At 71.1% G+C, this 22,789-nt stretch carries 22 protein-coding genes; 11 read left to right on the top strand and 11 right to left on the bottom strand.

Annotated elements, in window-relative coordinates; all coding sequences use genetic code 11:
- Positions 1–112: 112 nt before the first annotated feature.
- Complete coding sequence (locus tag J7E96_RS33655; RefSeq protein WP_308296257.1) at positions 113–1,429, bottom strand: hypothetical protein; 1,317 nt, start codon at positions 1,427–1,429, stop codon at positions 113–115.
- 114 nt (positions 1,430–1,543) lie between these two features.
- Between J7E96_RS33655 and J7E96_RS33650 the strand changes: the two genes are divergently transcribed.
- Positions 1,544–2,566: a small ribosomal subunit Rsm22 family protein gene (locus tag J7E96_RS33650; protein ID WP_215137145.1), complete on the top strand. Its 1,023-nt coding sequence runs from the start codon at positions 1,544–1,546 to the stop codon at positions 2,564–2,566.
- Positions 2,567–2,668: 102 nt separating this feature from the next.
- Here J7E96_RS33650 and ddaH read toward each other — a convergent pair whose 3' ends face one another.
- Complete coding sequence (ddaH, locus tag J7E96_RS33645; protein ID WP_374196748.1) at positions 2,669–3,529, bottom strand: dimethylargininase; 861 nt, start codon at positions 3,527–3,529, stop codon at positions 2,669–2,671.
- 158 nt (positions 3,530–3,687) lie between these two features.
- Between ddaH and J7E96_RS33640 the strand changes: the two genes are divergently transcribed.
- Positions 3,688–4,311, top strand: a complete 624-nt coding sequence (locus tag J7E96_RS33640; protein WP_215137143.1) for a TetR/AcrR family transcriptional regulator — start codon at positions 3,688–3,690, stop codon at positions 4,309–4,311.
- A 185-nt stretch (positions 4,312–4,496) separates the two neighbouring features.
- Positions 4,497–5,270, top strand: coding sequence for a bifunctional DNA primase/polymerase (locus J7E96_RS33635; RefSeq protein WP_215137141.1), 774 nt, complete (start codon positions 4,497–4,499; stop codon positions 5,268–5,270).
- A gap of 22 nt (positions 5,271–5,292) precedes the next feature.
- Here J7E96_RS33635 and J7E96_RS33630 read toward each other — a convergent pair whose 3' ends face one another.
- Positions 5,293–6,291 carry a hypothetical protein gene (locus tag J7E96_RS33630; RefSeq protein ID WP_215137138.1) on the bottom strand — a complete coding sequence of 333 codons (999 nt, stop codon included), beginning with the start codon at positions 6,289–6,291 and terminating at the stop codon, positions 5,293–5,295.
- 124 nt (positions 6,292–6,415) lie between these two features.
- Between J7E96_RS33630 and J7E96_RS33625 the strand changes: the two genes are divergently transcribed.
- Positions 6,416–7,081 (top strand): PhzF family phenazine biosynthesis protein, encoded by a 666-nt coding sequence (locus tag J7E96_RS33625; protein WP_215137137.1) that lies wholly within the window; start codon positions 6,416–6,418, stop codon positions 7,079–7,081.
- 3 nt (positions 7,082–7,084) lie between these two features.
- On the opposite strand, the gene J7E96_RS33620 is transcribed toward J7E96_RS33625, so the two are convergent.
- Both J7E96_RS33620 and map read right to left on the bottom strand, forming a co-directional pair.
- A complete protein-coding gene (locus tag J7E96_RS33620) occupies positions 7,085–7,756 on the bottom strand; it encodes a heme oxygenase (biliverdin-producing) (protein ID WP_215137135.1) in 672 nt (223 codons plus the stop codon).
- A 147-nt stretch (positions 7,757–7,903) separates the two neighbouring features.
- On the bottom strand, positions 7,904–8,761 hold the full coding sequence (gene map / locus J7E96_RS33615; protein WP_215137131.1) for a type I methionyl aminopeptidase: 858 nt from the start codon (positions 8,759–8,761) through the stop codon (positions 7,904–7,906).
- Positions 8,762–8,818: 57 nt separating this feature from the next.
- Between map and J7E96_RS33610 the strand changes: the two genes are divergently transcribed.
- On the top strand, positions 8,819–9,055 hold the full coding sequence (locus tag J7E96_RS33610; protein ID WP_215137129.1) for a hypothetical protein: 237 nt from the start codon (positions 8,819–8,821) through the stop codon (positions 9,053–9,055).
- Positions 9,056–9,070: 15 nt separating this feature from the next.
- Here the strand turns inward: J7E96_RS33610 and J7E96_RS33605 are convergent, their stop codons facing one another.
- Positions 9,071–10,360 (bottom strand): MFS transporter, encoded by a 1,290-nt coding sequence (locus J7E96_RS33605; protein ID WP_215137127.1) that lies wholly within the window; start codon positions 10,358–10,360, stop codon positions 9,071–9,073.
- A gap of 95 nt (positions 10,361–10,455) precedes the next feature.
- Entirely contained in the window at positions 10,456–11,058 is a 603-nt protein-coding gene (locus tag J7E96_RS33600; RefSeq protein ID WP_215137125.1) for a hypothetical protein, read from the bottom strand.
- Between the two features lie 92 nt (positions 11,059–11,150).
- Here J7E96_RS33600 and npdG point away from each other — a divergent pair, with 92 nt between their 5' ends.
- Both npdG and J7E96_RS33590 read left to right on the top strand, forming a co-directional pair.
- The gene (gene npdG, locus J7E96_RS33595) at positions 11,151–11,873 is read left to right on the top strand and encodes an NADPH-dependent F420 reductase (protein WP_215137123.1); all 723 of its coding nucleotides are present in this window, start codon (positions 11,151–11,153) and stop codon (positions 11,871–11,873) included.
- Between the two features lie 13 nt (positions 11,874–11,886).
- Positions 11,887–12,126, top strand: a complete 240-nt coding sequence (locus J7E96_RS33590) for a hypothetical protein (RefSeq protein ID WP_215137121.1) — start codon at positions 11,887–11,889, stop codon at positions 12,124–12,126.
- On the opposite strand, the gene J7E96_RS33585 is transcribed toward J7E96_RS33590, so the two are convergent.
- The gene (locus J7E96_RS33585) at positions 12,116–12,910 is read right to left on the bottom strand and encodes a site-2 protease family protein (RefSeq protein ID WP_215137119.1); all 795 of its coding nucleotides are present in this window, start codon (positions 12,908–12,910) and stop codon (positions 12,116–12,118) included. The two genes, J7E96_RS33590 and J7E96_RS33585, sit on opposite strands and share 11 nt — an antisense overlap.
- 81 nt (positions 12,911–12,991) lie before the next feature.
- Between J7E96_RS33585 and J7E96_RS33580 the strand changes: the two genes are divergently transcribed.
- Both J7E96_RS33580 and J7E96_RS33575 read left to right on the top strand, forming a co-directional pair.
- A complete protein-coding gene (locus tag J7E96_RS33580) occupies positions 12,992–13,528 on the top strand; it encodes a DUF6578 domain-containing protein (protein ID WP_215137117.1) in 537 nt (178 codons plus the stop codon).
- Between the two features lie 4 nt (positions 13,529–13,532).
- Positions 13,533–17,012, top strand: coding sequence for a BTAD domain-containing putative transcriptional regulator (locus tag J7E96_RS33575; protein WP_215137115.1), 3,480 nt, complete (start codon positions 13,533–13,535; stop codon positions 17,010–17,012).
- A 27-nt stretch (positions 17,013–17,039) separates the two neighbouring features.
- On the opposite strand, the gene J7E96_RS33570 is transcribed toward J7E96_RS33575, so the two are convergent.
- From J7E96_RS33570 to panB, 3 genes are all read right to left on the bottom strand, one after another.
- Positions 17,040–17,894, bottom strand: a complete 855-nt coding sequence (locus tag J7E96_RS33570) for an ABC transporter permease (protein ID WP_215137113.1) — start codon at positions 17,892–17,894, stop codon at positions 17,040–17,042.
- Positions 17,891–18,955 (bottom strand): ATP-binding cassette domain-containing protein, encoded by a 1,065-nt coding sequence (locus J7E96_RS33565; RefSeq protein ID WP_374196751.1) that lies wholly within the window; start codon positions 18,953–18,955, stop codon positions 17,891–17,893. Before J7E96_RS33565 ends, J7E96_RS33570 begins: the two co-directional genes overlap by 4 nt.
- A 100-nt stretch (positions 18,956–19,055) precedes the next feature.
- Positions 19,056–19,919, bottom strand: a complete 864-nt coding sequence (panB, locus tag J7E96_RS33560) for a 3-methyl-2-oxobutanoate hydroxymethyltransferase (RefSeq protein ID WP_215137109.1) — start codon at positions 19,917–19,919, stop codon at positions 19,056–19,058.
- 303 nt (positions 19,920–20,222) lie between these two features.
- Here panB and J7E96_RS33555 point away from each other — a divergent pair, with 303 nt between their 5' ends.
- A complete protein-coding gene (locus J7E96_RS33555; RefSeq protein WP_215137240.1) occupies positions 20,223–21,245 on the top strand; it encodes an endonuclease/exonuclease/phosphatase family protein in 1,023 nt (340 codons plus the stop codon).
- A gap of 140 nt (positions 21,246–21,385) precedes the next feature.
- On the top strand, positions 21,386–22,621 hold the full coding sequence (locus tag J7E96_RS33550) for an MFS transporter (RefSeq protein WP_215137107.1): 1,236 nt from the start codon (positions 21,386–21,388) through the stop codon (positions 22,619–22,621).
- Positions 22,622–22,789: the final 168 nt, after the last annotated feature.

The following is a 22,789-nucleotide window of genomic DNA, read 5'->3' as shown; positions in this document are numbered from 1 at the left end:
GGGCTGTCCTGGGCGGCCCTACACCGTGTGCAGTACAGGACCCGGCGAGTGTGGGGCTTCCCCCATGACGGCTCATCCGACGGCGCGGATTGCTGCTCGGACTGCTCGCTCGTCAGCCCCGGCGCGCGTATGCGAGCAGGTGGGGGCGGTCCTTGCGGTCGGTCCAGGGGAATAGGGCCGTGCCGGCTACCTCTGCCGTTGGGATGTGCACGTTCGGTAGGAGGGCTGTTGGGCGGGATGTGGTGAGGTCGGCCTCTACTGGGGTGTTTGTGGTCGTCGTGCCGTAGGCCAGGCCTGTGTCCGTGACCATCGTCAGCGACAGTGGCTTCGTGCCGTCCGCTTCCTCGAAGCAGTGGCCGGTGGCCGTCTCCAGGTCGAAGCCCAGGCTGCCCGCCACGAGGTAGCGGCCCTCCGGGGCCACCGCCGCCTGCGGGTGTGTTCCTGGCTCTATGGCCGGCTTCCGGCACTCCGTCTTCGCCAGTACCTTGCCCGTGGTCGTGTCGTGGACTGCCCATACGTCGTAGTCGGCCGCGCCCTTCGCCGCCCGCTTCTTCTGCCATCTGGCCAGGATCCGGCCGTCCGTCACTGACGTCGGTACGCCCGAGGCCGCGTCCGTGCCGGCCGGCGCGGTCTTTCGGCTGTGCCAGCCGCCCCGGACCCAGAACTCACGGCGGCCACTCACCAGCAGGCCCTTCTCCGTCACCGCCCGCACCTGCGTCTGGACCCGGCAGTCCCCGCACCCCTTCGGGTAGCGGAGGTCCGAAGCGGCGGTGTGAGTGACCCGGCCCGTCACCGGGTCCACCACCGCGCTTTCCGCGCCGCCGTCGCTGACGAGGATGCCGGGGCCGGCGCCGTTCACGCTCGGGGCGTCGGGCCAGGGCAGCTCGACCCGGCGCTGGGCACCGGTCTCGACGTCGTACACGTCCAGCGCGACGATCATGTCGGCCGACGTCAGCGCGTCCTCGCCGACCTTGCCGTACGACCAGGCGACGAAGTGCTCGCGGCCGTCCTTGGCCACGGCCAGCAGCCGGGGAAAGTACGCGGGGTCGGACAAGGGCTGCCAGGCGTCGCCCGCCCACGCCCTCCTGCCGCTCGCCGCGTCTACCGTCCGCAGCCGGAAGCGCGTGGCGGACACCCGCTCCAGGTACCCGACCCGCCCCGCGCTCGGGGCGATCGCGTAGTCCGGCGAAACGTTGGTGATCTGCCAGCCTTGTTTGCTGGCGTACGCCGATGGAACGGCCAAGCGGGTCGCGGGCCCGGCGGCCGCGCTCTTCTTCGCGGGTTTCGAAGAAGGCTCGGGCTTCTTCCCTTTCTCGCCCTCGCTGCCGCCGCCGCACGTGGCCAGCAGGAGCAGCAGTGCCAGGACGACCACACCGGCCACCAGAGCCACCCGTACGACCCGCTGTCCCATGGTCCCCCCGACGGTCAAGTCAACGGGCGTCAGCGTAGCAACTGCGCGTAGTGGCAGATCAGTTCTGCCGCATGGCCCCCGGCCCTCGTGCGGGCGGCCCTGGCGCACTCCAAAAGTGCCTAAAATTCGACAGTGAACTCCACCCTCCCCACCGCAGAAGCCCTGCGCAGCGCACTCGCCGGACTTCTCGACGGGCTGCCGCCCAAGCAGGCCGCGCAGGCCGTCGAGCGGCTGATCGCGAACTACCGGGGGACCACCCCCACCGGCGCCCCCGTGCTCCGCGACCGCTCCGACGTCGCCGCGTACGCCGCGTACCGGATGCCCGCGACCTTCGAGGCGGTACGGTCCGCACTCGCCGCACTGCGCGACGCGGCCCCGGAGTGGGCCCCGGCGACGCACACGGACATCGGTGGGGGTACCGGCGCCGCGACCTGGGCCGTGGCGGAGGCGTGGCAGGAGAAGGCGGCCAGTACGGTCATCGACTGGGCTGAGCCCGCCCTCGCGCTCGGCCGGGAACTCGCCGAGGCCTCCGGGTCACCCGCGCTGCGTGCCGCGACGTGGCAGCGCTCTCGTATCGGATCGGCGCTCCAGATCGAGAGCACTGATCTCGTTACGATCTCGTACGTGCTGAAGGAGCTCACCGCTGCCGACCGCGCCAGCCTCGTCACGGAAGCCGCCCGCGCCGCCCAGGCTGTCGTGATCGTCGAACCCGGCACCCCCGACGGCTACCTCCGCATCATCGAGGCCAGGCAGCAGCTGATCGACGCCGGCATGAGCGTCGCCGCCCCCTGCCCGCACAGCGGCGCCTGCCCCATCGAGCCCGGCACCGACTGGTGCCACTTCTCGGCGCGGGTCAGCCGCTCCTCCCTCCACCGCCAGGTCAAGGGCGGCTCGCTGCCGTACGAGGACGAGAAGTTCAGCTACGTGGCGGCCGTCCGCGACGACGTGGAAGCCGATCCGGCCGCCAACCGCGTGATCCGCAGGCCGCAGATCCGCAAGGGCATGGTCCTGCTGGAGCTGTGCACCAAGCCGGAAGAGCTCACCCGCGAGACGGTCACCAAGAAGCGCCACGGCGACCTCTACCGGGCCGCCCGCGACATCGACTGGGGGGATGCGTGGCCGCCGCCGCCCCCGTCGGACGCGCCCCAGCCCTAGCAGTGGCTCGAACTCGATTTGCCCGTGAGTACCGGCCCCGGCTCCCGCAGGCCGCTCGGCCTGCGGGAGCCGGACGCGGGGCAACGCCGCGCGGCGCCCCGGTCAGCTCCCCGGCTCCCCGCGCAGCTCCTGCGTACAGCACTTCACGCTGCCGCCGCCCTTGAGCAGCTCCCCGAGGTCCATCCCGACCGGCTCGAACCCCCGCGCCCGCAGCGGTTCGAACAGCCCCAGCGCCGTCTGCGGCAGCAGTACATGCCGCCCGTCGCTCACCGCGTTGAGCCCGAGCGCCGCCGCGTCCGCCTCCTCCGCGATGACCGCGTCCGGGAAGAGCCGGGCCAGGACGGCCCGGCTGCCGGGGGAGAAGGCGCCCGGGTAGTACATGACCTCGTCCGTACGGTCGTCCAGGACGGCCAGCGCCGTGTCCAGGTGGTAGTAGCGCGGGTCGACGAGGTCCAGGCCGATGACCGGCCGGCCGAAGAACTCCTGCGCCTCGTCGTGCGCGAGGGGGCTGGAGCGGAAGCCGCGCCCGGCGAGGATCCACGACGAGGTGACGGCGAAGTCGCCCTCGCCCTCGTTGATGTGCGCGGGCTCCCCGATCTCGGTGAAGCCGTGGGCGCGGAACCACTCCAGGTGCGCCTCGGCCTCCCGCGCCCGCTCCGCGTACGCGAACCGGGCGCCGAGCACCCGCCCGTCGATGACGGTGGCGCCGTTGGCGGCGTACACCATGTCGGGCAGCCCCGGCCTGGGCGTGAGGAGTTCGACGGTGTGGCCGAGGCTCCGGTAGCGGTCGCGCAGGTCCTCCCACTGAGTGAGGGCGAGCGGCAGGTCGACCGGCTTTCCGGGGTCCATCCAGGGATTGATGGAGTACGTCACCCTGAAGTGCTCCGGGGGGCACATCAGGTAGCGGCGGGGTGAGGCGTCACGAGGCAATGAGGGCTCCTCACGAGCGGCGGCATGGGGCACGGGTGTGTGCGTGTAAGTGTGTGTGTACGTGTGCAGCCATGGTCCGCCGTACGGAGCCGTCGCGCAGTGAACCGATCGGGTGGTTCCCGAGTGGTCAACCCGCGTTCACCCACTACCCGGCGAGACGTCGCGTCTCGCCTCACTGGTAGTTTGACCTCATGGCTGAGACCCCCAAAACCCCCGACTCCACGCGCCGCAGCGAGCGCTCCCGCCGCGCCATCTACGACGCGGCCCTCTCCCTCGTCGGCGAGGTGGGCTACACCAAGACGACGATCGAGGGCATCGCCGCCCGCGCCGGCGTGGGCAAGCAGACCATCTACCGCTGGTGGCCGTCGAAGGCCGCCGTCCTGCTCGAAGCCTTCGTCGACCTCGGCGAACAGGCGGCGGAAGCGGCGGGAGCCGACGGGAGCGAGTACGAGATCCCGGACACCGGCGACCTCGCGGCCGACCTCAGGACCGTCCTGCGGGCCACCGTCGACGAACTCGTCGATCCGAAATACGAAGTCCCCTCCCGCGCCCTCGCCGCCGCAGGCGTCGTCGACCCGAAGGTGGGCGCCGAGTTTGTCGAGAAGCTGCTCGAACCGCAGCTCCAGCTGTACGTGAAGCGACTGCGCGCCGCGCAGGAAGCCGGCGACGTACGAGCCGGAATCGACCCGCGCATCGCCCTCGAACTCCTCGTCGCCCCGCTCGCCCACCGCTGGCTGCTGCGCACGCTCCCCCTCACGCACGAGTACGCGGACGCCGTCGTCGACTACGCACTGGGCGGCCTCACGCCGCGCTGAGGTGGCTGAGGTGAGTTCGCTCACGGAGTTCGCCGTACGTTCACCCCGACGCCACTTATCGGGGCAAAGGCGCCAATCACGCCACCTCTGTGGTATCGGCCCACGTACCCCGGATGGGGACTGCGGCCACCCCGGGCGCAGGATGGTGGCAGCATGGACAGCACAACGCTGAGGTGAGGGGTTGAATGGGCGCCGATTTCGGCCGCTATCGCGGCACAGAGAGCAGGCAGACAGTGGAAAGCCGACTGCCCCAGTGGTTGCGCCGCCGCCCGAAGGCCTCCGACGCGGACGAACTGGCCGAGGGCCGCGAGGCTCTCCTCCTGGCCGCCGCCGCCGCGGGGCTGCCGCTCGCCCCCGCCGCGTACCCCGCGGGATACCGATGTTCGTGCGAACGGGTCGGCTGTCCCACCCCCGCCAGGCACCCCGTCTCGTTCGCCTGGCAGACCCAGTCGACCACCGACCCGGCGCAGATCAAACGCTGGGCCCAGGGTCAGCCGAAGGCCAACTTCATCACCGCCACCGGCATGGTCCACGACGTACTCGACGTACCGCTCGAAGTGGGCCGCAGTGCCCTTGAGCGGCTGCTCGAAGCCGGAGTCGACGTCGGCCCGGTGGCCGAGTTCGGTGCCAGCAACGGCGACGACGCGCGCCTGCTGTTCTTCACCGCCACCCGCGGCACCCCGGACGACGAGGACGAGTGGTGGCCCTGCGAGCTGGACTGCCACCCCGAGACCATGGACGAGCATCCGGGGCTGCGCTGGCACTGCCGGGGCAGCTACGTCCTCGTACCGCCGGCGAAACTCCCCGGTGAGCACGAGGTCAGCTGGGTCCGCGGCCTCGAATACCCACTGCCCGACCCGCTGACCCTCCTGGAGACGCTGACCGACGCCTGCGCGCGGTACGTCGGCGAGGACGACCCGGACGACCACCACGCGGTGGCCTGGCCCCTGGGCCGCTGAGCCGACGTACCAGAAGACCGGCTTACGACCCCTTGGCGGCCGTAAGCCCCTGAATCCGGGCCAGCACCGTCACCTGCTTGCCCTTCACCGGCACCTGCACGACCTGGCTGGAGACCCGCTCCTTGGTGAGCCTGGTCTTCGCGGTGCCGGTCATCAGCGCCCGTACGTCGGCGTTGACATCCAGCCGGACCCCCTGCGCCACGGTCTGCTGCTCGAACTGGCGGGTCGCGAAGAACACCGTCGCCCCGCCGTCCGCCGTGACCAGCCCCAGCGGCGCGAACGCCCCCGTGTCCAGCCGCTGATCGAGGTACTGGACCGTGCGCCCGACCTGCCGCGCCGACTTCTGGCGCGCCTGGCGTACGGCGGAAGTGTGCGGCCCCGGCGCGAAGTTCTCGGGCTCACCGTTTTGCATGTACGACGCGTACTGCTCGCTCAGATCCTTCGGCGGCACCGCGAGGTCGGGCGCGTCCGGCCTGACCGGCTCGGCCCAGCCGTCCTTGTCCTTCTTGAAGTCCGGGACCTGATTGGGCGTCAGCACCGCCAGGTGCGAGACCTCCCACAGCTGGTCGGCGCTGCCGCGTACGAACACCAGCAGCCAGCGCGTGTCGAGCCGGCCGCTGTCCTGGTCGCGGTTGCTGTCGGTGTCCGCGACGAACCACCGGGGCCAGCCCTGCTTCTTGGGGATGGCGTACTTCGCGTCCGTCAGCTCCAGCGGCACGTGGCGCGGATTCCCCTCCGGGCTCTGCACCTGGCGCGCCCTGAGCCCGGCCTGGTTGATCGCGCCGAGCGGGCCGGTGACCCGGCCCGCGTCGAGGGCCGGATCGTACGCCTTGTCCGCCTTGTTGTACGCCGCCGTGAAGTCCTTCAGGGCCTGTGCGGCCTCGGACTTCGTCGCCGACCGTACGACTTCCAGCTCGCCGTGCACGGTCACGCAGCCACTCGCCGTCATCGACATCGCCGTCGCTGTCGCGAGACTCGTTCCCAGCCGCCTCAGCGTGCTCCGCCTGCCCAGCCTGCTCATGCGCTGCCTTCTGTGTCTTCGTCCCCACCGACTTCCGGAACCCTACCGGGGACAGGAAAAGCGCGAGCGCGGGGATCAGGTACAGCGGCCACACCGTGACCTGAGCCAGTGCTTCAATTCCGGGATGAACGAACTCGACGTACTCCGCGTCTTCAGTGGCCCCGACGGCCACCACGGCAACGCCCTCGGCGTCGTACGCGACGGACGCGCGTACCCCGACGAGGCGTCGCGGCAGGCACTCGCCGCCGAACTCGGCTTCAGCGAGACCGTGTTCGTCGACGACCCCGAGCGCGGCATCGTCGACATCTACACGCCCGGTCTGCGCCTGCCCTTCGCCGGGCATCCCCTCGTCGGCACCGCCTGGCTGCTCGACCTGGAAGTCCTCAACCCGCCCGCGGGGGAGGTGTGGGCCCGCCACGACGGCGAGTTCACCTGGATCACGGCGCGCGCCGAGTGGGCCCCGCCGCGCCGCCTCCAGCGGTACGCGTCCGCCGCCGAGGTCGACGCACTGCCCGCGCCCCCGCCGGGCGAGGGGTGGCTGTACGCCTGGGCCTGGGAGGACGAGGCCGCGGGCCGGGTCCGCGCCCGCGCGTTCCCGCGCCGCGACGACGGCATTACGGAGGACGAGGCGACCGGCGCCGCCGCGCTGCTGCTCACGGCCGAACTGGGCCGCGCCCTGAACATCACGCAGGGCCGCGGCTCGCAGATCCTGACGGCGCCGGGGCCGGACGACGACACGATCGAGATCGGCGGCCGCGTCCGCTTCGCCCCGCACGCGCCCCAGCGCTAGGCGCTAGGCGCTGAGCGGGAACTCGCCGCCCAGCTCGCGGAAGACCGCCCCGTTGAAGTCGAAGGCGCGCTTGCACTCGTCGATGATGCGCTGCTTCTCCAGGTCGTCCGCGTTCACCTGGTCCAGCAGCTCCCGGTACCCCCGCTTGAAAGCGGCCGGGTTCGAGATGGCCTCGAAGACGTAGAAGCGCACACCGTCGCCCTTGCGCGCGAAGCCCCACGTCTTCTCCGCCTTGTCGCGGATGATCTGGCCGCCCGACAGGTCACCGAGATAGCGCGTGTAGTGGTGCGCCACGTACCCGGCCGGCCAGTCGCGCGCGCATTCGGCGACGCGATCGGCGTACGCCGCCGTGGCGGGCAGCGGCCGTACGCCATCGCGCCAGCTCTCACCCCGCAGGTGCGCCAGGTCGCGCTCCAGTTCGGCCGTGCGCATCAGCTCGGGCTGGATGAACGGGCCGGCGACCGGGTCGTCCGCGAGTGAATCGGCCGCGTCCTCCAGCGCCCGGTACACGAACCACAGCTGCTCCGTGTAGCGCGCGTACGCGTCCACCGACAGCTTCCCGCCGAGCAGGTCGCTCATGAAGGTGGAGGTCTCCGCCTCGGTGTGCTGTTCGTGCGAGGCGACACGGATGAGTGTCGAGAACGGCGTATCGGCGGCTGTGGCGGTTGCGTCCAAGGCGGGCCTCCGGGGACCGAGGGTGCGGGAAAGGGAAGAGCCTGCGGTGACGGCAGACGCGCAGCCGCCACCGCCGATCTTCCTACTTAGGCCTAAGTCAATCAGTTCCCGACGACCTGTCGGTAAAACGCTACGCCGACCATCCCGTTACGGCAGCGTGAGAATTTCCGCGCCCGTCTCCGTCACCACGAGCGTGTGCTCGAACTGCGCCGTACGCCTGCGGTCCTTGGTCACGACCGTCCAGCCGTCGTCCCACATGTCGTACTCGTGCGTACCGAGCGTGAGCATCGGCTCGATGGTGAAGGTCATGCCGGGCCGCATCACGGTCGTCGCGTGCGGGCTGTCGTAGTGCGGAATGATCAGCCCGGAGTGGAACGACGAGTTGATGCCGTGCCCGGTGAAGTCCCGCACCACTCCATAACCGAAGCGCTTGGCGTACGACTCGATGACCCGCCCGATGACGTTGATCTGGCGCCCCGGCCTGACCGCCTTGATGGCGCGGGCGAGCGACTCGCGGGTGCGCTCGACGAGCAGCCGCGACTCCTCGTCGACGTCACCGCACAGGTACGTCGCGTTGTTGTCGCCGTGGACACCGTTGATGTACGCCGTGACGTCGAGGTTCACGATGTCGCCGTCCCGCAGGACCGTGGAGTCCGGGATGCCGTGACAGATGACCTCGTTGACGGAACTGCACAGCGACTTCGGATAACCGCGGTATCCGAGCGTCGACGGGTACGCACCGTGGTCGATCATGAAGTCGTGGGCGACCCGGTCCAGCTCGTCCGTGGTCACACCGGGCGAGATGTGCTTGGCGGCCTCCTCCATCGCCTGCGCGGCGATGCGGCCCGCGATGCGCATCCGCTCGATGGTGTCGGAATCCTGGATCTCCGGGCCGGTGTACGGCGTGGGCGCCGGCTTCCCGACGTACTCGGGACGCCGGATATTGCCGGGAACGGAACGGGCGGGAGAGAGCTCCCCTGGTACGAGCAGCGACTGGCCAGACATGCAAGCGAGTGTATCCAGCGGGATCGGGCAACATGGCGGCAGAGGAAGGAGCCGACGATGGCCCTGTTCAAGAAGCGCACGGTCGGAAAACCGGGCGAATGGTTCTACTGCCTGGAGCACAAGAAGGTCGAGGAGGGCCCGGAGTGCCCGGCGAAGGACCGTTTCGGTCCCTACCCGACGCGTCAGGAGGCGCAGCGCGCGATGGAGACCGCGGCCGAGCGCAACCTTCAGTGGGAGACGGACCCGAAGTGGCACGACAAGAACGGCGCGCGGTCGGGGGAGGAAGACGCCTGAGCAGGCATCCCCGCCTCACCCCACCGCTTCGGCGTTCTTCTCGCCCTTCTGAGCCCGGCGACGCTGGGCGTCCGCGTCCGTATCGGCGTCGTACGTCATGAGCTTGGGCAGGGCCGCGGCGAGCAGACCGACGGAGGCGAGGCAGGCCAGGCCGCCGCTCCAGATGGCGGGCCGGGTCCCGGACCAGCCCGCCATGGCGCCGGCCCGCACCTGACCGAGCTGCGGGCCGACGCTGTACGACAGCACCTCGATGCCCGCGAGACGGCCGCGCAGCTCCTCCGGGACGGTCTGGTTCCAGATGGTCGACCGCCCGAGCCCGCTGAGCATGTCGCCCGCGCCCGCGAACACCAGGCACACCAGCACCGCCCACACACTGCTGAACCACCCGGCGGCGGCGATCGCGAGCCCCCAGCCCGCCGCGCCGTACACGACCAGCTGCCCGTGCCGCTTGACGCGCGAGGCCCAGCCGCTGGTCAGGCTCACGAGGACCGACCCGACGGACCCGGCGGCGTACATCAGCCCGAGCGCCCACTCGGCGTCGAGGTCGTCCGCGAGGAACGGGAAGAGCGCGTTGGGGAACGCGAAGAACATCGCGGCCATGTCGATGGCGTACGTCCCGAGCAGTACGGGCCTGCTCCACGCGTAGCGCGCGCCTTCCGCGATGCCGCGCAGGGAGGGCTTGGGCGCGCCGGGGGAGGGCGGTGCGGCCGCGAGCCGCGTACACATGATCACGGAGGCGGCGAAGCCGACGACTGTGACGGCGTACGCACTGGGGTGACCGGCGTACGCGACGACCAGGCCCGCCAGGGCCGGTCCGACGACCGCGCCGGTCTGCCACCTCAGGGAGTTGAGCGCGGCGGCGGCGGTGAGCTGGTCGTGCGGCACGATGCGCGCCATGAGGGAGTCCAGCGCGGGGCGCTGCAGCCCGGCGAGGGCGGAGACTCCGGCGGCGACGACGTACAGCGGCCAGAGCAGCGGCTCCGGCAGCAGCGAATTGACGAGCAGCAGGACGGCCAGCACGCCGAGCCCGGCCTCGCTGAGCAGGATGACCTTGCGCCGGTCCGCGGAGTCGGCCAGCGCCCCGCCGTACAGCCCGAACACGACCAGCGGCACCAGCTCGACGGCGCCCATCGCGCCGACGGCGAGCGGTGAGTCGGTGAGGTCCTTGATCTGGAGCGGCATCGCCACCATGGCCATGAAGCTGCCGAAGTAGGTGACGAGCCCCTGGACGAAGAGCAGGCGGAAGTCGCGCGAGGAGTGCCAGGGGGCGAGATCCGGCAGTACGGCGGCGAGCTTGGAGGTCACGACCGGCCATGGTCCGCGCCCCTGCACCCCCGGACAACCGATTTACGCCCGGCGGCGGCGGTGCGGGGGGTGCGGGTGCGCCCGTACCCCTCGCACTACCACCGCCCCGGCGGCGGCGCCGTCAGCTGGTCGGCCAGGCGGGAGAGCCGGTCACGGAACCGGCGGGGCCCGCGCGGCGCCGGCAGGCTGTTCTCGCCCGCCGCCGCACTCACCAGGTGCTGGACCGTATCCAGGTCCACGTCCCCACCCGCCGGCACGGACAGCGCCTCGTGCGCCAGCCCCCGGATCTCCCGGTCCCCGCCGTCCAGCGAGAGCACAGTCGCCCCGGCCCGCCGCGCGTCATGCACCCGCTCCAGCAATCCGGTGCCCGGCCGCTCCGGAGCCACCACGAGCAGCGTCTCGCCCCGGCCCGCCGCCTCGATCCTGCCGAGCCCCACCGACAGGTGCGCCGGCTCCCCTGGCCGCACCCGGTGGCGTACGAGCGTGGGGTTCAGTGCCGCGAGCCCGGACCAGGCCGCCTCGTCGATGAGATGCGCGGCCAGATGCCACGGCTCGTACACCTCGGTCCCCACCAGCAGCAGCCCACCGCCCTGCGGCACGACGGAGGACCGCAGCGCCCCGGCGAACCGCCGCGTGGCCGGCAACCACTCGGTCCCGTCGAGGACTTCACGCAGCAGGGCGACACGCACGGCATCCATGCGGCGGCATCCTGCCGTACGCCCGCGCCGCCGGCAGGCGAATGCTCCCGCCTCACCCGTACGAGCGTGCTACCTGCAAGTAGGGTCGGCGCATGACTTCCACTGACAACAGCCCCGGCAGCGCACGCGCACCGAAGCCGGCCGCCAAGGATCCCTGGGACCTCCCCGACGTATCCGGCCTGGTCGTCGGCGTGCTCGGCGGGACCGGCGACCAGGGGCGCGGGCTCGCGTACCGCCTGGCCAGGGCCGGGCAGAAGGTGATCATCGGCTCGCGCGCCGCCGACCGCGCGCGGAGCGCCGCCGACGAGCTGGGCCACGGCGTCGAGGGCGCGGACAACGCGGAGTGCGCGCGGCGCAGCGACATCGTGATCGTCGCCGTGCCGTGGGAAGGCCACGCCAAGACGCTGGAAGCGCTGCGCGAGGAGCTGAGCGGCAAGCTCGTCGTCGACTGCGTGAACCCTCTCGGCTTCGACAAGAAGGGCGCGTACGCCCTGAAGCCGGAGGAGGGCAGCGCCGCCGAACAGGCCGCCGCCCTGCTGCCGGACTCGCGGGTGACCGCCGCCTTTCACCACCTGTCGGCCGTCCTCCTCCAGGACGAGTCGGTCGAGGAGATCGACACGGATGTGATGGTGCTGGGCGAGGTCCGCGCCGACACCGACATCGTGCAGGCTCTGGCGGCCCGCATCCCCGGCATGCGCGGCGTCTTCGCGGGCCGGCTGCGCAATGCCCACCAGGTGGAGTCCCTGGTCGCCAACCTGATCTCGGTGAACCGCCGCTACAAGGCGCATGCCGGCCTACGCGTGACCGACGTATAAGCACGATCGGGGCATGGTGGACACTGGACCGCAAGCATTCGCACCCGGACAGGAGCCGACCCCCATGCCCCGCCTCGCTCTGTACGCCCTCCTCGTCTGCGTCCTCGCCGTGGCCGCCGCGGTGGTGTCCTTCGTCCAGGGCAACTGGCTCGGGGTCGTCTGGATCCTGCTGGCCGGCGTCGCCTCCAACATGGCCTGGTACTACATGCGCAAGGCGAAGACCGGCCGCGAGACCCGGCCCGTCACGGGCTGACCGTCGACGCGATCTCCGGTTCGCCCTCCCAGAACTGGTAGAACTCCCGGCCCGTCCTCCAGTCGTCGACCCCCAGGCCGCGCAGCACGGCGTCGACCGCGTCGAAGAAGAGCCCGCCGACCTCGGGAATCCACAGCACGGCGAAGATCAGCAGCAGCCCGAACGGTGCGAGCGGCTCGACCTGGCGGCGGATCTTGTGCGAGAGCCAGGGCTCGATCACGCCGTAACCGTCGAGCCCCGGTACCGGCAGGAAGTTCAGGATCGCGGCTGTGACCTGGAGCAGGGCGAGGAACCCGAGCGCGTAACGGAACACGTCCGGGACGCCGGCCAGCGCGTCCAGCCAGAACGGCGCGGTGCACACGATCGCGAACAGGACATTCGTCAGCGGCCCCGCCGCCGAGATGAGGCTGTGCTTCCAGCGGCCCTGGATGCGGCCCCGCTCGATGAAGACCGCGCCGCCCGGCAGACCGATGCCCCCCATGATCACAAAAAGCACCGGCAGCACGATACTGAGCAGCGCATGCGTGTATTTGAGCGGATTAAGAGTCAAATACCCCTTCGCGCTGACTGAAATGTCCCCGCTATGCAGTGCGGTGCGGGCGTGCGCGTACTCGTGCAGACAGAGCGACACGATCCACGCGGACGTGACGAAGAGGAAGACTGCGAATCCGGTGCTCGCCGAGAACTCCGTCCACACCGCCCAGCCGGAGACCGCCATGACGGCGACGATCCCCAGGAAGACGGGACTGATCCGCCGGTCGCGGCGGGTGAGGGCGGTGGTCATGGGCGGGGCTCCAGGGATGGAGGACAGCAGGACTACGAAAACGTCTCGCGCGGCAACGGTAGTTCCGGCAAAGCTGGATCCATGGCGCTCTGGAGAATCAAGTACGACGACTGGCAGATGGAATGCTGCGGCGAACCGTTCTCCGTAGGCGACGAAGTGCGGTGGCGGCTGGCGCTGCGCGGCCCGGACGCCGGGGCGGAGCCCGAGACGTGGGAGGACAGCTACAGCGAGCTGGAGCGCGCGGCCGGTGACGGCAGGCTGCTGCGTGGCCCCGGTGTCACGGCCCTGTACGCCGGGAAGCCGGTCACCCGCCCGGTCGGACTCCTCGCCGTGGAGACGCACGGACCGGGACCGGGCGACGTCCCGGAGACCGTCGGTACGGTCCGCTCCATCCAGGTCGTCACCGAGGGGTACGCCGAGACGCGCCCCGGATCGCGCACGTACGAGCCGGTGGCGGGGGAGCGGTGGCTGCGGGCGGTCGGCACCTGCCCCAAATGGTTCAGCGACGAGGCGCGGCCAGACCGCCGGGGTCGCGGCTACCGGCGCGACGAGACCGGGGTCCTGGTCGAGTTGGAGACGCCCGGCGGCCCGGCGTCGCCCGCGCGTCCCGGAGAATAGAGCGGTGCGCTACCGCATCCTCGGCCCCACGCAAGCACTCCGCGACGACGGCACGCCCGTAACCGTCGGCGGAGCACGCCTGCGTGCGCTCCTCACCGTGCTGGCGCTGCGGCCCGGGCGTACGGTCACGACCGGCGCCCTCACCGACGAAGTGTGGAACGGCGAGCCGCCCGCCGACGCCACGGGCGCCCTCCAGGCCCTGGTCGCCCGTCTGCGCCGGGCCCTGGGCCGCGCCGCGATCGACTCGACCGACGGCGGCTACTGCCTCCGCGCCGACCCGGAGGACGTGGACCTGTACCGCTTCGAGCGGCTCGCGGGGGAGGGCGCGCGGGCCCTGGACGACGGCGACCCGGGCAAGTCGGCGGAACTGCTCGGCGAGGCGCTGGGCCTGTGGCGCGGCCCGGTGCTGGCCGGCCTCCCGGACCGTACGGCGGAAGCGGCCCGCTGGGAAACCCGCCGCCTCACGGCCCGCCGCGCCCGCCTGACCGCCCTGCTCACGCTGGGGCGCGCGCAGGAGACCCTGCCGGAGCTCGCGGAGCTCTGCGCCGACCACCCGATAGACGAACACCTCCAGTCGCTCCGCCTGCGCGCCCTGCGCGACACGGGCCGTACGGCACAGGCGCTGGCGGCGTACGACGAACTCCGCCGCGACCTGGCATCCCGCCTGGGCGCGGACCCGTCCCCGGAACTCCAAGCCCTCCACACGGAACTGCTCACCCCGCCCCGAACCCCGCCCCGAACGAAGCCCACCGCCGCACGGGACGAGCCGCCCGCCGCCTCGCAGGACACGGTGCCGGGAGGGGACGTGCCGGGGCGCTCCCCGCAGGGCGTTGAACGCAACCACTCCGAACAAATACCAGTACCCGAACGTTCGACGCCCGAGGAGACGCCCCGGCGCGGCACCGACCCCAACGCCGCCCCGAAAACCCCCGCGCCGAAAACCCCCGCACCCGAAAAGGTCTCCACGCAAGGCAACTTGCGCGCTCGTCTGACGTCCTTCGTCGGCCGCGAGAGCGACATCGCTGCCATCACCGCCGACCTGGGGCAAGCCCGCCTCGTCACCCTGCTCGGCCCCGGCGGCGCCGGCAAGACGCGACTGTCGCAAGAGGCGGCCGAGGCCGCCAACGACGGCTGGCGGGACGGCGTCTGGCTCGCCGAGCTCGCCCCCGTCGACGACCCCGGCACCGTCCCCGAAGCCGTGCTCGTCGCGCTGGGCGCACGCGAAACCGTCCTGCGCGGCGCCGGCGCCGAGGAGTTGCGCGCCGCGGACCGGCACGGCGACGACCCGCTCATACGCCTGGTCGAGCACTGCGCCCGCCGCCAGATGCTGCTCCTGCTGGACAACTGCGAGCACGTCGTCGACGCCGCCGCCCGCCTCGCCGAGGAACTGCTGGCCCGCTGCCCCGGCGTGACCGTACTCGCCACCAGCCGCGAACCCCTCGGCGTACCCGGCGAGACAGTCCGCCCGGTAGAACCCCTGCCCGACCCCATGGCCCTGCGCCTGCTCGCAGAACGCGGCGCGGCCGCGAAACCCGGCTTCCGTGTCGACGACGACCCGGCCGCCGCCACCGAGATCTGCCGACGCCTCGACGGACTGCCCCTCGCCATCGAACTGGCCGCCGCCCGCCTCCGGATGCTGACCCCGCGCCAGATCGCGGACCGCCTCGACGACCGCTTCCGGCTCCTGACCGGCGGCAGCCGCACCGTACTGCCGAGACAGCAGACCCTCCGCGCGGTAGTCGACTGGTCGTGGGACCTGCTGGACGAGAACGAGAGGGCGGCCCTGAGCGCCCTGTCCGTTTTCGCGGGCGGCTGCGACCTGGCCGCAGCGGAAGCGGTGATCGGCCCCGACGCGCTGGAACTGCTCGGCTCACTGGTCGACAAGTCGCTGGTAGTGGCGGCCCCTTCGGCCGACGGCGACAACAACGGCGGTATGCGCTACCGACTCCTCGAGACCGTAGGCGAGTACGCCGCCGAACGCCTCGACGAAGCAGGGAGCCGGCCCACCGCCGAGCGCCGCCACCTCGTCCACTTCCGCGAACTGGCCCGCCACGCCGAACCCCTGCTGCGCGGCCGCGAACAGCTCGCCTGGTTCGGCCGCCTGGAGGTCGAGTACGAGAACCTGCGCACCGCCCTGCGCCGTGCCGTCGCCGCCCGCGACGAACACGAGGCACTGTGCCTCGTCCACTCACTCGGCTGGTACTGGACGATCCGCGGCCTGCGCACCGAAGCACGCCACTGGTCCCTCGCCGCGGCCGAGCTCGGCCCCGACCCCTTCGCCCCGCCGGCCGTCCCCGCGCCCCCTCTGCACGAGCGGTGTACGGACGCGCCGCCGCCCATGGCACCCGAACAGCTGCTGGAGGCCAGACGCGGAGCCTGGCTGATCCATCTGGCGAGCATGAACCACGAGCTCGACGAATGGACCACGGACGAGGCGACGGCATGGCTGCGCCGCGTCGTCGACGTCTACAGTCCAGGCCTGCCGCAGACCTGCCGCACCCCGGGCACACTCTGGTTCTACGCGATCATCCTGACCGGTAACCCCGGGCAACTGCACGAGGTCGTCAACCAGACCGTCGACGCCTGCCGGGAGTACGGCTACACCTGGGAGCTCGCCTCCGCCCTCCAGCTGCGGGCCAGCATCTTCGCCAACCGGAGCGACTGGGCGGGCGACGCGAGCCGTGACGCCGACGAGAGCCTGGAGATCTTCACCCGGCTCGGCGACGCATGGGGCGCGGCCGAGGCCCTGGCCGCACGCGCGGAGGCACGTGAGCGCAAGGGCGAATTCGCTCTCGCCGCCGAGGACTACCGCGCCGCGATCGGCCACGCGGACCTGCTCGGCGCCCAGACACAGGTGCTGCTGCTGCGGGCCAGGCTCGCGGGCGTACTCGTGGAGACGGGCGACGGCGAGAAGGCCGAGGTGATGCTGCGCGACATCCTTTCCAAGGTCGAACAGCAGGGGCACGAGTCGGAGCCCGCCGCCCGCCTGTATCTGGCGATGTGGCTGGCCCGCACGGGCCGTACCGACGAGGGGCGCTGGGAACTGGAGCTGATGCGCCGCTCCTTCAACCGGTCCAACCTCGCCATCTTCGAAGGCTACGTGGTCGGCCTCCTCGCCTGGATGGACAACCTGGACGGCCGTTACGAGGAGGCGCTCGGCCAGGCCCGCCAGGCGCTGGAGCGTTCACGCGAGCCGCTGTCCCGGATGGTCGCCCCGCACATGCCCGTGGTCCACATGATTACGGCGGCCCGCGCCCTCGCGGGACTGGGCAGCCCGGACCGGGCCCGCGACGCCGCGCGGCTGATCGGCGGGTCTCAGGCGCTGCTGCCGGCCGGCCACTTCGCCACGGCCCAGGAGCGCGAAGCCGTGGCGGACGCCGAGGCGGCGGCCCGCGCCGCGCTGGGCGACACCGCGTACGAGGCGGCGTACGCTGAAGGCGGCGGCCTCACTCTGGAGGAGGCCGCCGCCCTCGTCGGCCTCTGAAGGGGCCACGAGCTGAGCGTCGCGACGTCAGCTCTTCGTGCGGAACTTCGATATCGCCAGCGGCGCCGTCACCAGCGTGATGGCCACGGCCCACCCCACCACCATCCACACATCGCGGGCGACAGGCCCGCCGATGAACAGCCCACGCGCCGCGTCGGCGAGGCTCGACAGCGGGTTGTAGTCGGTGAAGGTCTGGAGCCAGCCCGGCATCGTCGACGGCGGGGTGAAGATCGAGGAGCCGAACTGCAGCGGCATCAGCACGAGCATCGCCATCCCCTGCACGGCCTGCGCCGTCTTCACGGACAGCCCGATCAGGATGAAGATCCACATCAGCGAGGCGCCGAAGAGGAGCGAGAGCCCGGTCGCGCCCAGTATGTGCAGTGGTGACGTCGAGACCGACAGACCCAGCATGAAGCCCACGGCCAGCAGGATCGCGAACGCGACCATCATCCGGCCGACCTCGACGACGATCTTCGCTATGAGGACGGAGGACCGGGCGATCGGCATCGTACGGAACCGGTCCATGACCCCCTTCTGGAAGTCCTCGTTGATGCCTGTGCCGACCGCCATGGAGACGTTCAGGCCCATCATCGCCATGAGACCGGGGACCAGATAGCTGACGTACTCGTCCTGGTTGCCATTGCCCGCGACCGCGCCGCCGAAGACGAAGGTGAACAGCAGCGTGAAGACGATCGGCATCAGCAGGACGTCGAACATCGACTGCGGGTCCTGCTTGATCTGCAGGGTGTTGCGGCGGGCGAGCGCGCCGATGTGCCGCAGATTGGCCCGCAGACCGATCCGCCCTTCGCCGTCGTGCGCCTTCACGGGCGGCGGCACGGGCGCCGGCGCCGGCGTCGAAGTCACTGTCGTAGCCGCGCTCATGCCGCGACCTCCTCATGCTTGTTGTCCGCGTGCTGGTTGTCCGCGGGGGATTCGACGGCCTCGGCCGCCGCATCGCTCGTCTTCTCGCCCGTGATGGCCAGGAACACCTCGTCCAGGCTGGGCAGATGGGTCCCTATGTGCGCGATCCCGAAGCCGCGCGCGCCCAGCAGCCCCACGACCGCGGTCAGTTGCTCGTCGCTCAGGATCGGTACGTACAGCAGACCTTCACCGGCATCGACCTTCGACCCCGCGATGCCGTCGAGCCCCGCCTCACCCAGCGCCTGCGCCATGGCAGGCAGCAGAGCCGGGTCGGCCGGACGGACCTCGAGGGTGCGGCCGCCGACCTTGGCCTTCAGCTCGTCGACCTTGCCGCCCGCGATGACACGGCCGCGGTCGATGACCGTCAGCTCGCTCGCCAGCTGCTCGGCCTCCTCCATGTACTGGGTGGTGAGCAGGACGGTGACCCCCTCGCCCACCATCCGCTTCACCTCGTCCCACACTTCGTTGCGGGTACGCGGGTCGAGTCCGGTCGTCGGCTCGTCCAGGTAGAGCACCGCGGGCTGCCCGATCATCGAAGCAGCGAGGTCCAGGCGCCGGCGCATGCCGCCGGAGTACTGCATCACCGGCTTCTTCGCGGCCTCGGTGAGCGAGAACCGCTCCAGCAGCTCGTCGGCGCGCCGGCGCGCGTCCTTGCGGGACAGATCGAGCAGCCGCCCGATCATGTAGAGGTTCTCCCAGCCCGCGAGCTTCTCGTCGACCGAGGCGTACTGCCCGGTCAGGCCTATGGTGCGGCGAAGCTGCCGGGGCTGCTTCACCACGTCGTACCCGGCCACGACGGCCGTGCCGGCATCCGGCTGGACCAGGGTGGACAGGCAGCGTACGAGAGTGGTCTTGCCGGCGCCGTTGGGCCCGAGGACACCGAGCACGGTGCCTTCCCGTACGTCCAGGTCCACGCCGTCCAGTGCCTTGGTCTCGCCGTAGTGCTTGACCAGTCCCCTTACCTCGACGGCGTTGGCCGCGCCGCCTGTGGGGTTCTTGTCGAATCGCGTCATGCCGACCATGAGAGCAGCCGCCACTGACAACGCACCTACAGAATGCCGACAGCCCGCCGATGGGGGATGTCGGCGGGCTGTCTTGTGGTGCGGCAGTGGCTTGTGACGACTAGTGGAAGGTGTGCTCCTCCTGCGGGAACGTTCCTCCGACGACATCACCGGCGAACGCCTTGGCCGCGTCCCCGAGCGTCTGCCGCAGGTTCGCGTACTGCTTCGTGAAGCGCGGCACCTTGCCGCCCGTCAGACCCGCCATGTCGGTCCACACCAGCACCTGCGCGTCCGTGTCCGGACCCGCGCCGATGCCAATCGTCGGAATGTGCAGCGAGCGTGTCACCTCGGCGGCCAGCTCGGCCGGTACGAGCTCCAGCACGACCGCGAAGGCACCCGCGTCCTGCGCCGCCTTCGCGTCCCGGAGCAGCTGGTGCGCGGACTCGTCGCTGCGCCCCTGAACCCGGTAACCCATGGTGTTGACGGACTGCGGCGTCAGGCCGAGGTGCGACATGACCGGGATGCCGGCCTTCACCAGCAGCTCCGTCTGGGCGTGCGAGCGCTCGCCGCCCTCCAGCTTCACCGCTCCCACGCCCGCGTCCTTGATCAGCCGGGTCGCGTTGCGCAGGGCCTGCACCGGGCCTTCCTGGTACGAGCCGAAGGGCAGGTCGCCGACGATGAGGGCGCGCTTGGTGCCCCGTACGACAGCGGCGGACAGCAGGGTCATCTCGTCCATCGTGACGGGCACGGTGGTCTCGTAGCCAAGGTGGCAGTTCCCCATGGAGTCACCGACGAGCATGACCGGAATCCCGGCCTCGTCGAAAACGGACGCGGTCATCGCGTCGTACGCGGTGAGCATGGGCCACTTCTCGCCCCGCTCCTTGGCGGCGGCGATGTCGTGGACGGTGATGCGGCGAGTGCCCTTGCCGCCGTACAGCGCCTTGCTGCTGTCGGCGGAAGTCGGGTGGGCAGCCTGAAGCGTCATGACCAACGGCTCCTTCGAAATCTCGAGGCGCCCTGACGGCGTCCCCGGACCACGTCCATGGTGGCATCCCGGCGGTGCTCACGGGAAGTGGGGGCTCGCAGCGGTCCGCACACACTGGCTGGTTTGTGCGCGTTTCGTCACAGGGACCGTCCGACGCGCCCGAACCGGAACCCCGCTCGCCGCGCCTTCGTCCTCGTGGCAGTACGGCCGCCGTGTTTCGGCGGCGGGGAAAGACACCGGCCATCCCCTAGGGTCAGACGGCGGGGCGGTGTGCACGGCACGGCAGTCAGTGAGGGCAGCGGAATGGCGCAGGCGTACATGACGGACACAGGGAACGGCAGCTCAGGGCCTGAGGCTTCCGGATCCCGGCTCCGGCGCCGCCTCGGAAACCTGCGTCACGACCGCGGCATCTGGCGGCGCGGCATCCTCCTGGCGCTCTGTGCGGTGCTGCTCACACTCCTGATGGTCTTCCACGCGGAGATCCCCAACACGATCGGCAACCTCGGCAGCCTCACCGAGACCTTCCTCCCCTGGCTCGGCGTGGGCATTCCGCTTCTCCTGATCGCCGGCCTGCTGCGCCGCTCGGCGACCGCGCTGGTCGCCCTTCTGCTGCCCGCGGTCGTCTGGCTGAATCTTTTCGGCGGCCTGCTCACCGACAAGACGGGCCCCGGCGGCAACCTCACGGTCGCCACCCACAACGTCAAGGCCGACAACGCCGACCCCGCGGGTACCGGCCGCGAGCTGGCCGATTCGGGCGCGGACGTGGTGGCGCTGCAGGAGCTCAAGGCGAGCGAGGTGCCGACGTACGAGAGCGCCCTGTCCGGTACGTACAAGTACCACTCGGTGCAGGGCACGGTCGGACTGTGGAGCAAGTACCCCATGACCGACACCCGCCCCGTGGACATCAAGATGGGCTGGACGCGCGCGATGCGCTCGACCGTGGCGACCCCGGCGGGCGACGTCGCGGTGTACGTCGCCCACCTCCCCTCGGTACGGGTGAAGGTCAACGCCGGTTTCACGGCCGGGCAGCGCGACGACAGCGCGGACGCGCTCGGCGAGGCGATCGCCCGTGAGCCGCTCGGTAAGGTGGCCCTGCTGGGCGACCTGAACGGCACCATGAACGACCGCGCCCTGAACGCCGTCACCTCACAGATGCGGTCCACGCAGGGCGCGGCGGGCGACGGCTTCGGCTTCAGCTGGCCGGCGTCGTTCCCGATGGCGCGGATCGACCAGATCATGGTGAAGGGGATCAAGCCGGTGTCGTCGTGGGCACTGCCGGAGACGGGCAGCGATCACCTGCCGATCGCGGCGCGAGTGGAAATCTGACGCGCGTTCTAGCGCGCGCACGCCCTCTGGCAACCCCGCGTTCACGTCGCGGAACATTTCCCCTGAGAGACTTTGTTCAGTACGGGAACGTACTCACGCGCACTCGCACGTAGTCCCCCCGCCCACGGAAAAGGTCTCCCATGCCCCGGCCGCCCCGGCCCGTAGCCCTGTTCGCCCTCGCCGTCAGCGCCTTCGGCATCGGCACCACCGAGTTCGTGATGATGGGCCTGCTGCCCAATGTCGCGGACGATCTGAGCACCTCGGTACCGACCGCCGGGCACCTGGTCTCGGCGTACGCCATCGGTGTGGTGATCGGCGCTCCGCTGCTCACCGCACTCGGCTCGCGCATCCCGCGCAAGCGCATGCTCCTGCTCCTGATGGCCCTCTTCACGGTCGGCAATCTGGCCTCGGCGCTGGCTCCCGGTTTCGGCTGGCTGGTGGCGGGCCGGGTGCTCGCCGGGCTGCCGCACGGGGCGTTCTTCGGCGTCGGCGCGGTGGTCGCGGCGCGGCTGGTGGCGGACGGGCGGCAGGCGCGGGCGGTCGCGACGATGTTCCTGGGCCTTACGGTCGCGAACATCGTCGGCGTACCGGCAGCGACTCTCCTCGGCCAGCACCTGGGCTGGCGCGCGACGTTCCTGGTGGTGGCGGCGATCGGGCTGGTCGCGATGGCGGCGCTGGCCCGGCTGGTTCCGTACGTCCCGCTCGACTCGCGGCAGAGCGTACGCCGCGAACTGCGCACTCTCGGCAACCGCCAGGTCCTGCTCGGCCTGCTCACCGCGGTCTTCGGCTTCGCCGGAGTCTTCGCGGTGTACTCCTACCTCGCCTCGATGACGACCGAGGTCATGGGGTTCGGCGAGTCCTCGGTGACGGTGGTCCTGGCCCTCTTCGGCATCGGAATGACGCTGGGCGCACTGGCGGCGGGCCCGCTGACCGACCGCGCGCTTCGTCCCACCCTCTACGGCTCACTGGGCGCGCTGGCGGTGGTCCTGCTGTCCTTCAACTACACGGTGCACGTTCAGTGGGCGGCGCTGGTGAGTGTGGTGGTGCTGGGCGCGGTGGGCTTCATGACGACGACCCCGCTCCAGATGCTGGTCATGAACAAGGCAAAGGACGCGCCCACGCTGGCGTCGGCCTCCAACCACTCGGCGTTCAACCTCGCCAACGCGGGTGGCGCGTGGCTCGGCGGCATGGCGATCACGGCGGGCTGGGGCTGGATGTCCCCGACGCTGGTGGGGGCGGTACTGGCGGCGGCGGGCCTCGGCATCGCGGTCACGGCGGGGCTGCTGGACCGGGCCCCGGCGTCGTCCCGCTCCCGCGTGGTCGCCTCGGGGAAGGCGCCCGCGCAGGAACCAAAATCCAGCCCGTCCGGCGTTTGAGGACACGCCCGTAGGGCGTCTGTGTTGACTGGAGGCTGGGGGCTTGCCCCCAGTTCGGAAAGGGGCGGACAGGGGAAAGCCCGCCGCAGGCGCATCGCACGGCCCCGCGCGCACCCGGACCCGCACCAACCCAGCGTCGGCCGGGGGGGGGGGGGGGGGGGGTCCTTT

This window comes from Streptomyces sp. ISL-96 (assembly GCF_018614035.1).
In the GTDB taxonomy this organism is placed as follows: domain Bacteria; phylum Actinomycetota; class Actinomycetes; order Streptomycetales; family Streptomycetaceae; genus Streptomyces.
Note: the sequence above shows the minus strand (reverse complement) of the source record. Positions and strands in the feature narration are given on the sequence as shown.

Bases quoted from the DNA above. Each gene is read 5' to 3' on its own strand.
- J7E96_RS33640 (WP_215137143.1), top strand. From the start codon at position 3,688: ATGGCTGAGACCCCCAAAACCCCCGACTCCACGCGCCGCAGCGAGCGC.
- J7E96_RS33550 (WP_215137107.1), top strand. From the start codon at position 21,386: ATGCCCCGGCCGCCCCGGCCCGTAGCCCTGTTCGCCCTCGCCGTCAGC.
- J7E96_RS33635 (WP_215137141.1), top strand. From the start codon at position 4,497: ATGGGCGCCGATTTCGGCCGCTATCGCGGCACAGAGAGCAGGCAGACA.
- npdG (WP_215137123.1), top strand. From the start codon at position 11,151: ATGACTTCCACTGACAACAGCCCCGGCAGCGCACGCGCACCGAAGCCG.
- J7E96_RS33600 (WP_215137125.1), bottom strand. From the start codon at position 11,058: ATGGATGCCGTGCGTGTCGCCCTGCTGCGTGAAGTCCTCGACGGGACC.
- J7E96_RS33565 (WP_374196751.1), bottom strand. From the start codon at position 18,955: ATGGTCGGCATGACGCGATTCGACAAGAACCCCACAGGCGGCGCGGCC.
- J7E96_RS33585 (WP_215137119.1), bottom strand. From the start codon at position 12,910: ATGACCACCGCCCTCACCCGCCGCGACCGGCGGATCAGTCCCGTCTTC.
- J7E96_RS33630 (WP_215137138.1), bottom strand. From the start codon at position 6,291: ATGAGCAGGCTGGGCAGGCGGAGCACGCTGAGGCGGCTGGGAACGAGT.
- J7E96_RS33580 (WP_215137117.1), top strand. From the start codon at position 12,992: ATGGCGCTCTGGAGAATCAAGTACGACGACTGGCAGATGGAATGCTGC.
- J7E96_RS33570 (WP_215137113.1), bottom strand. From the start codon at position 17,894: ATGAGCGCGGCTACGACAGTGACTTCGACGCCGGCGCCGGCGCCCGTG.
- map (WP_215137131.1), bottom strand. From the start codon at position 8,761: ATGTCTGGCCAGTCGCTGCTCGTACCAGGGGAGCTCTCTCCCGCCCGT.
- panB (WP_215137109.1), bottom strand. From the start codon at position 19,919: ATGACGCTTCAGGCTGCCCACCCGACTTCCGCCGACAGCAGCAAGGCG.
- J7E96_RS33555 (WP_215137240.1), top strand. From the start codon at position 20,223: ATGGCGCAGGCGTACATGACGGACACAGGGAACGGCAGCTCAGGGCCT.
- J7E96_RS33625 (WP_215137137.1), top strand. From the start codon at position 6,416: ATGAACGAACTCGACGTACTCCGCGTCTTCAGTGGCCCCGACGGCCAC.
- J7E96_RS33610 (WP_215137129.1), top strand. From the start codon at position 8,819: ATGGCCCTGTTCAAGAAGCGCACGGTCGGAAAACCGGGCGAATGGTTC.
- J7E96_RS33590 (WP_215137121.1), top strand. From the start codon at position 11,887: ATGGTGGACACTGGACCGCAAGCATTCGCACCCGGACAGGAGCCGACC.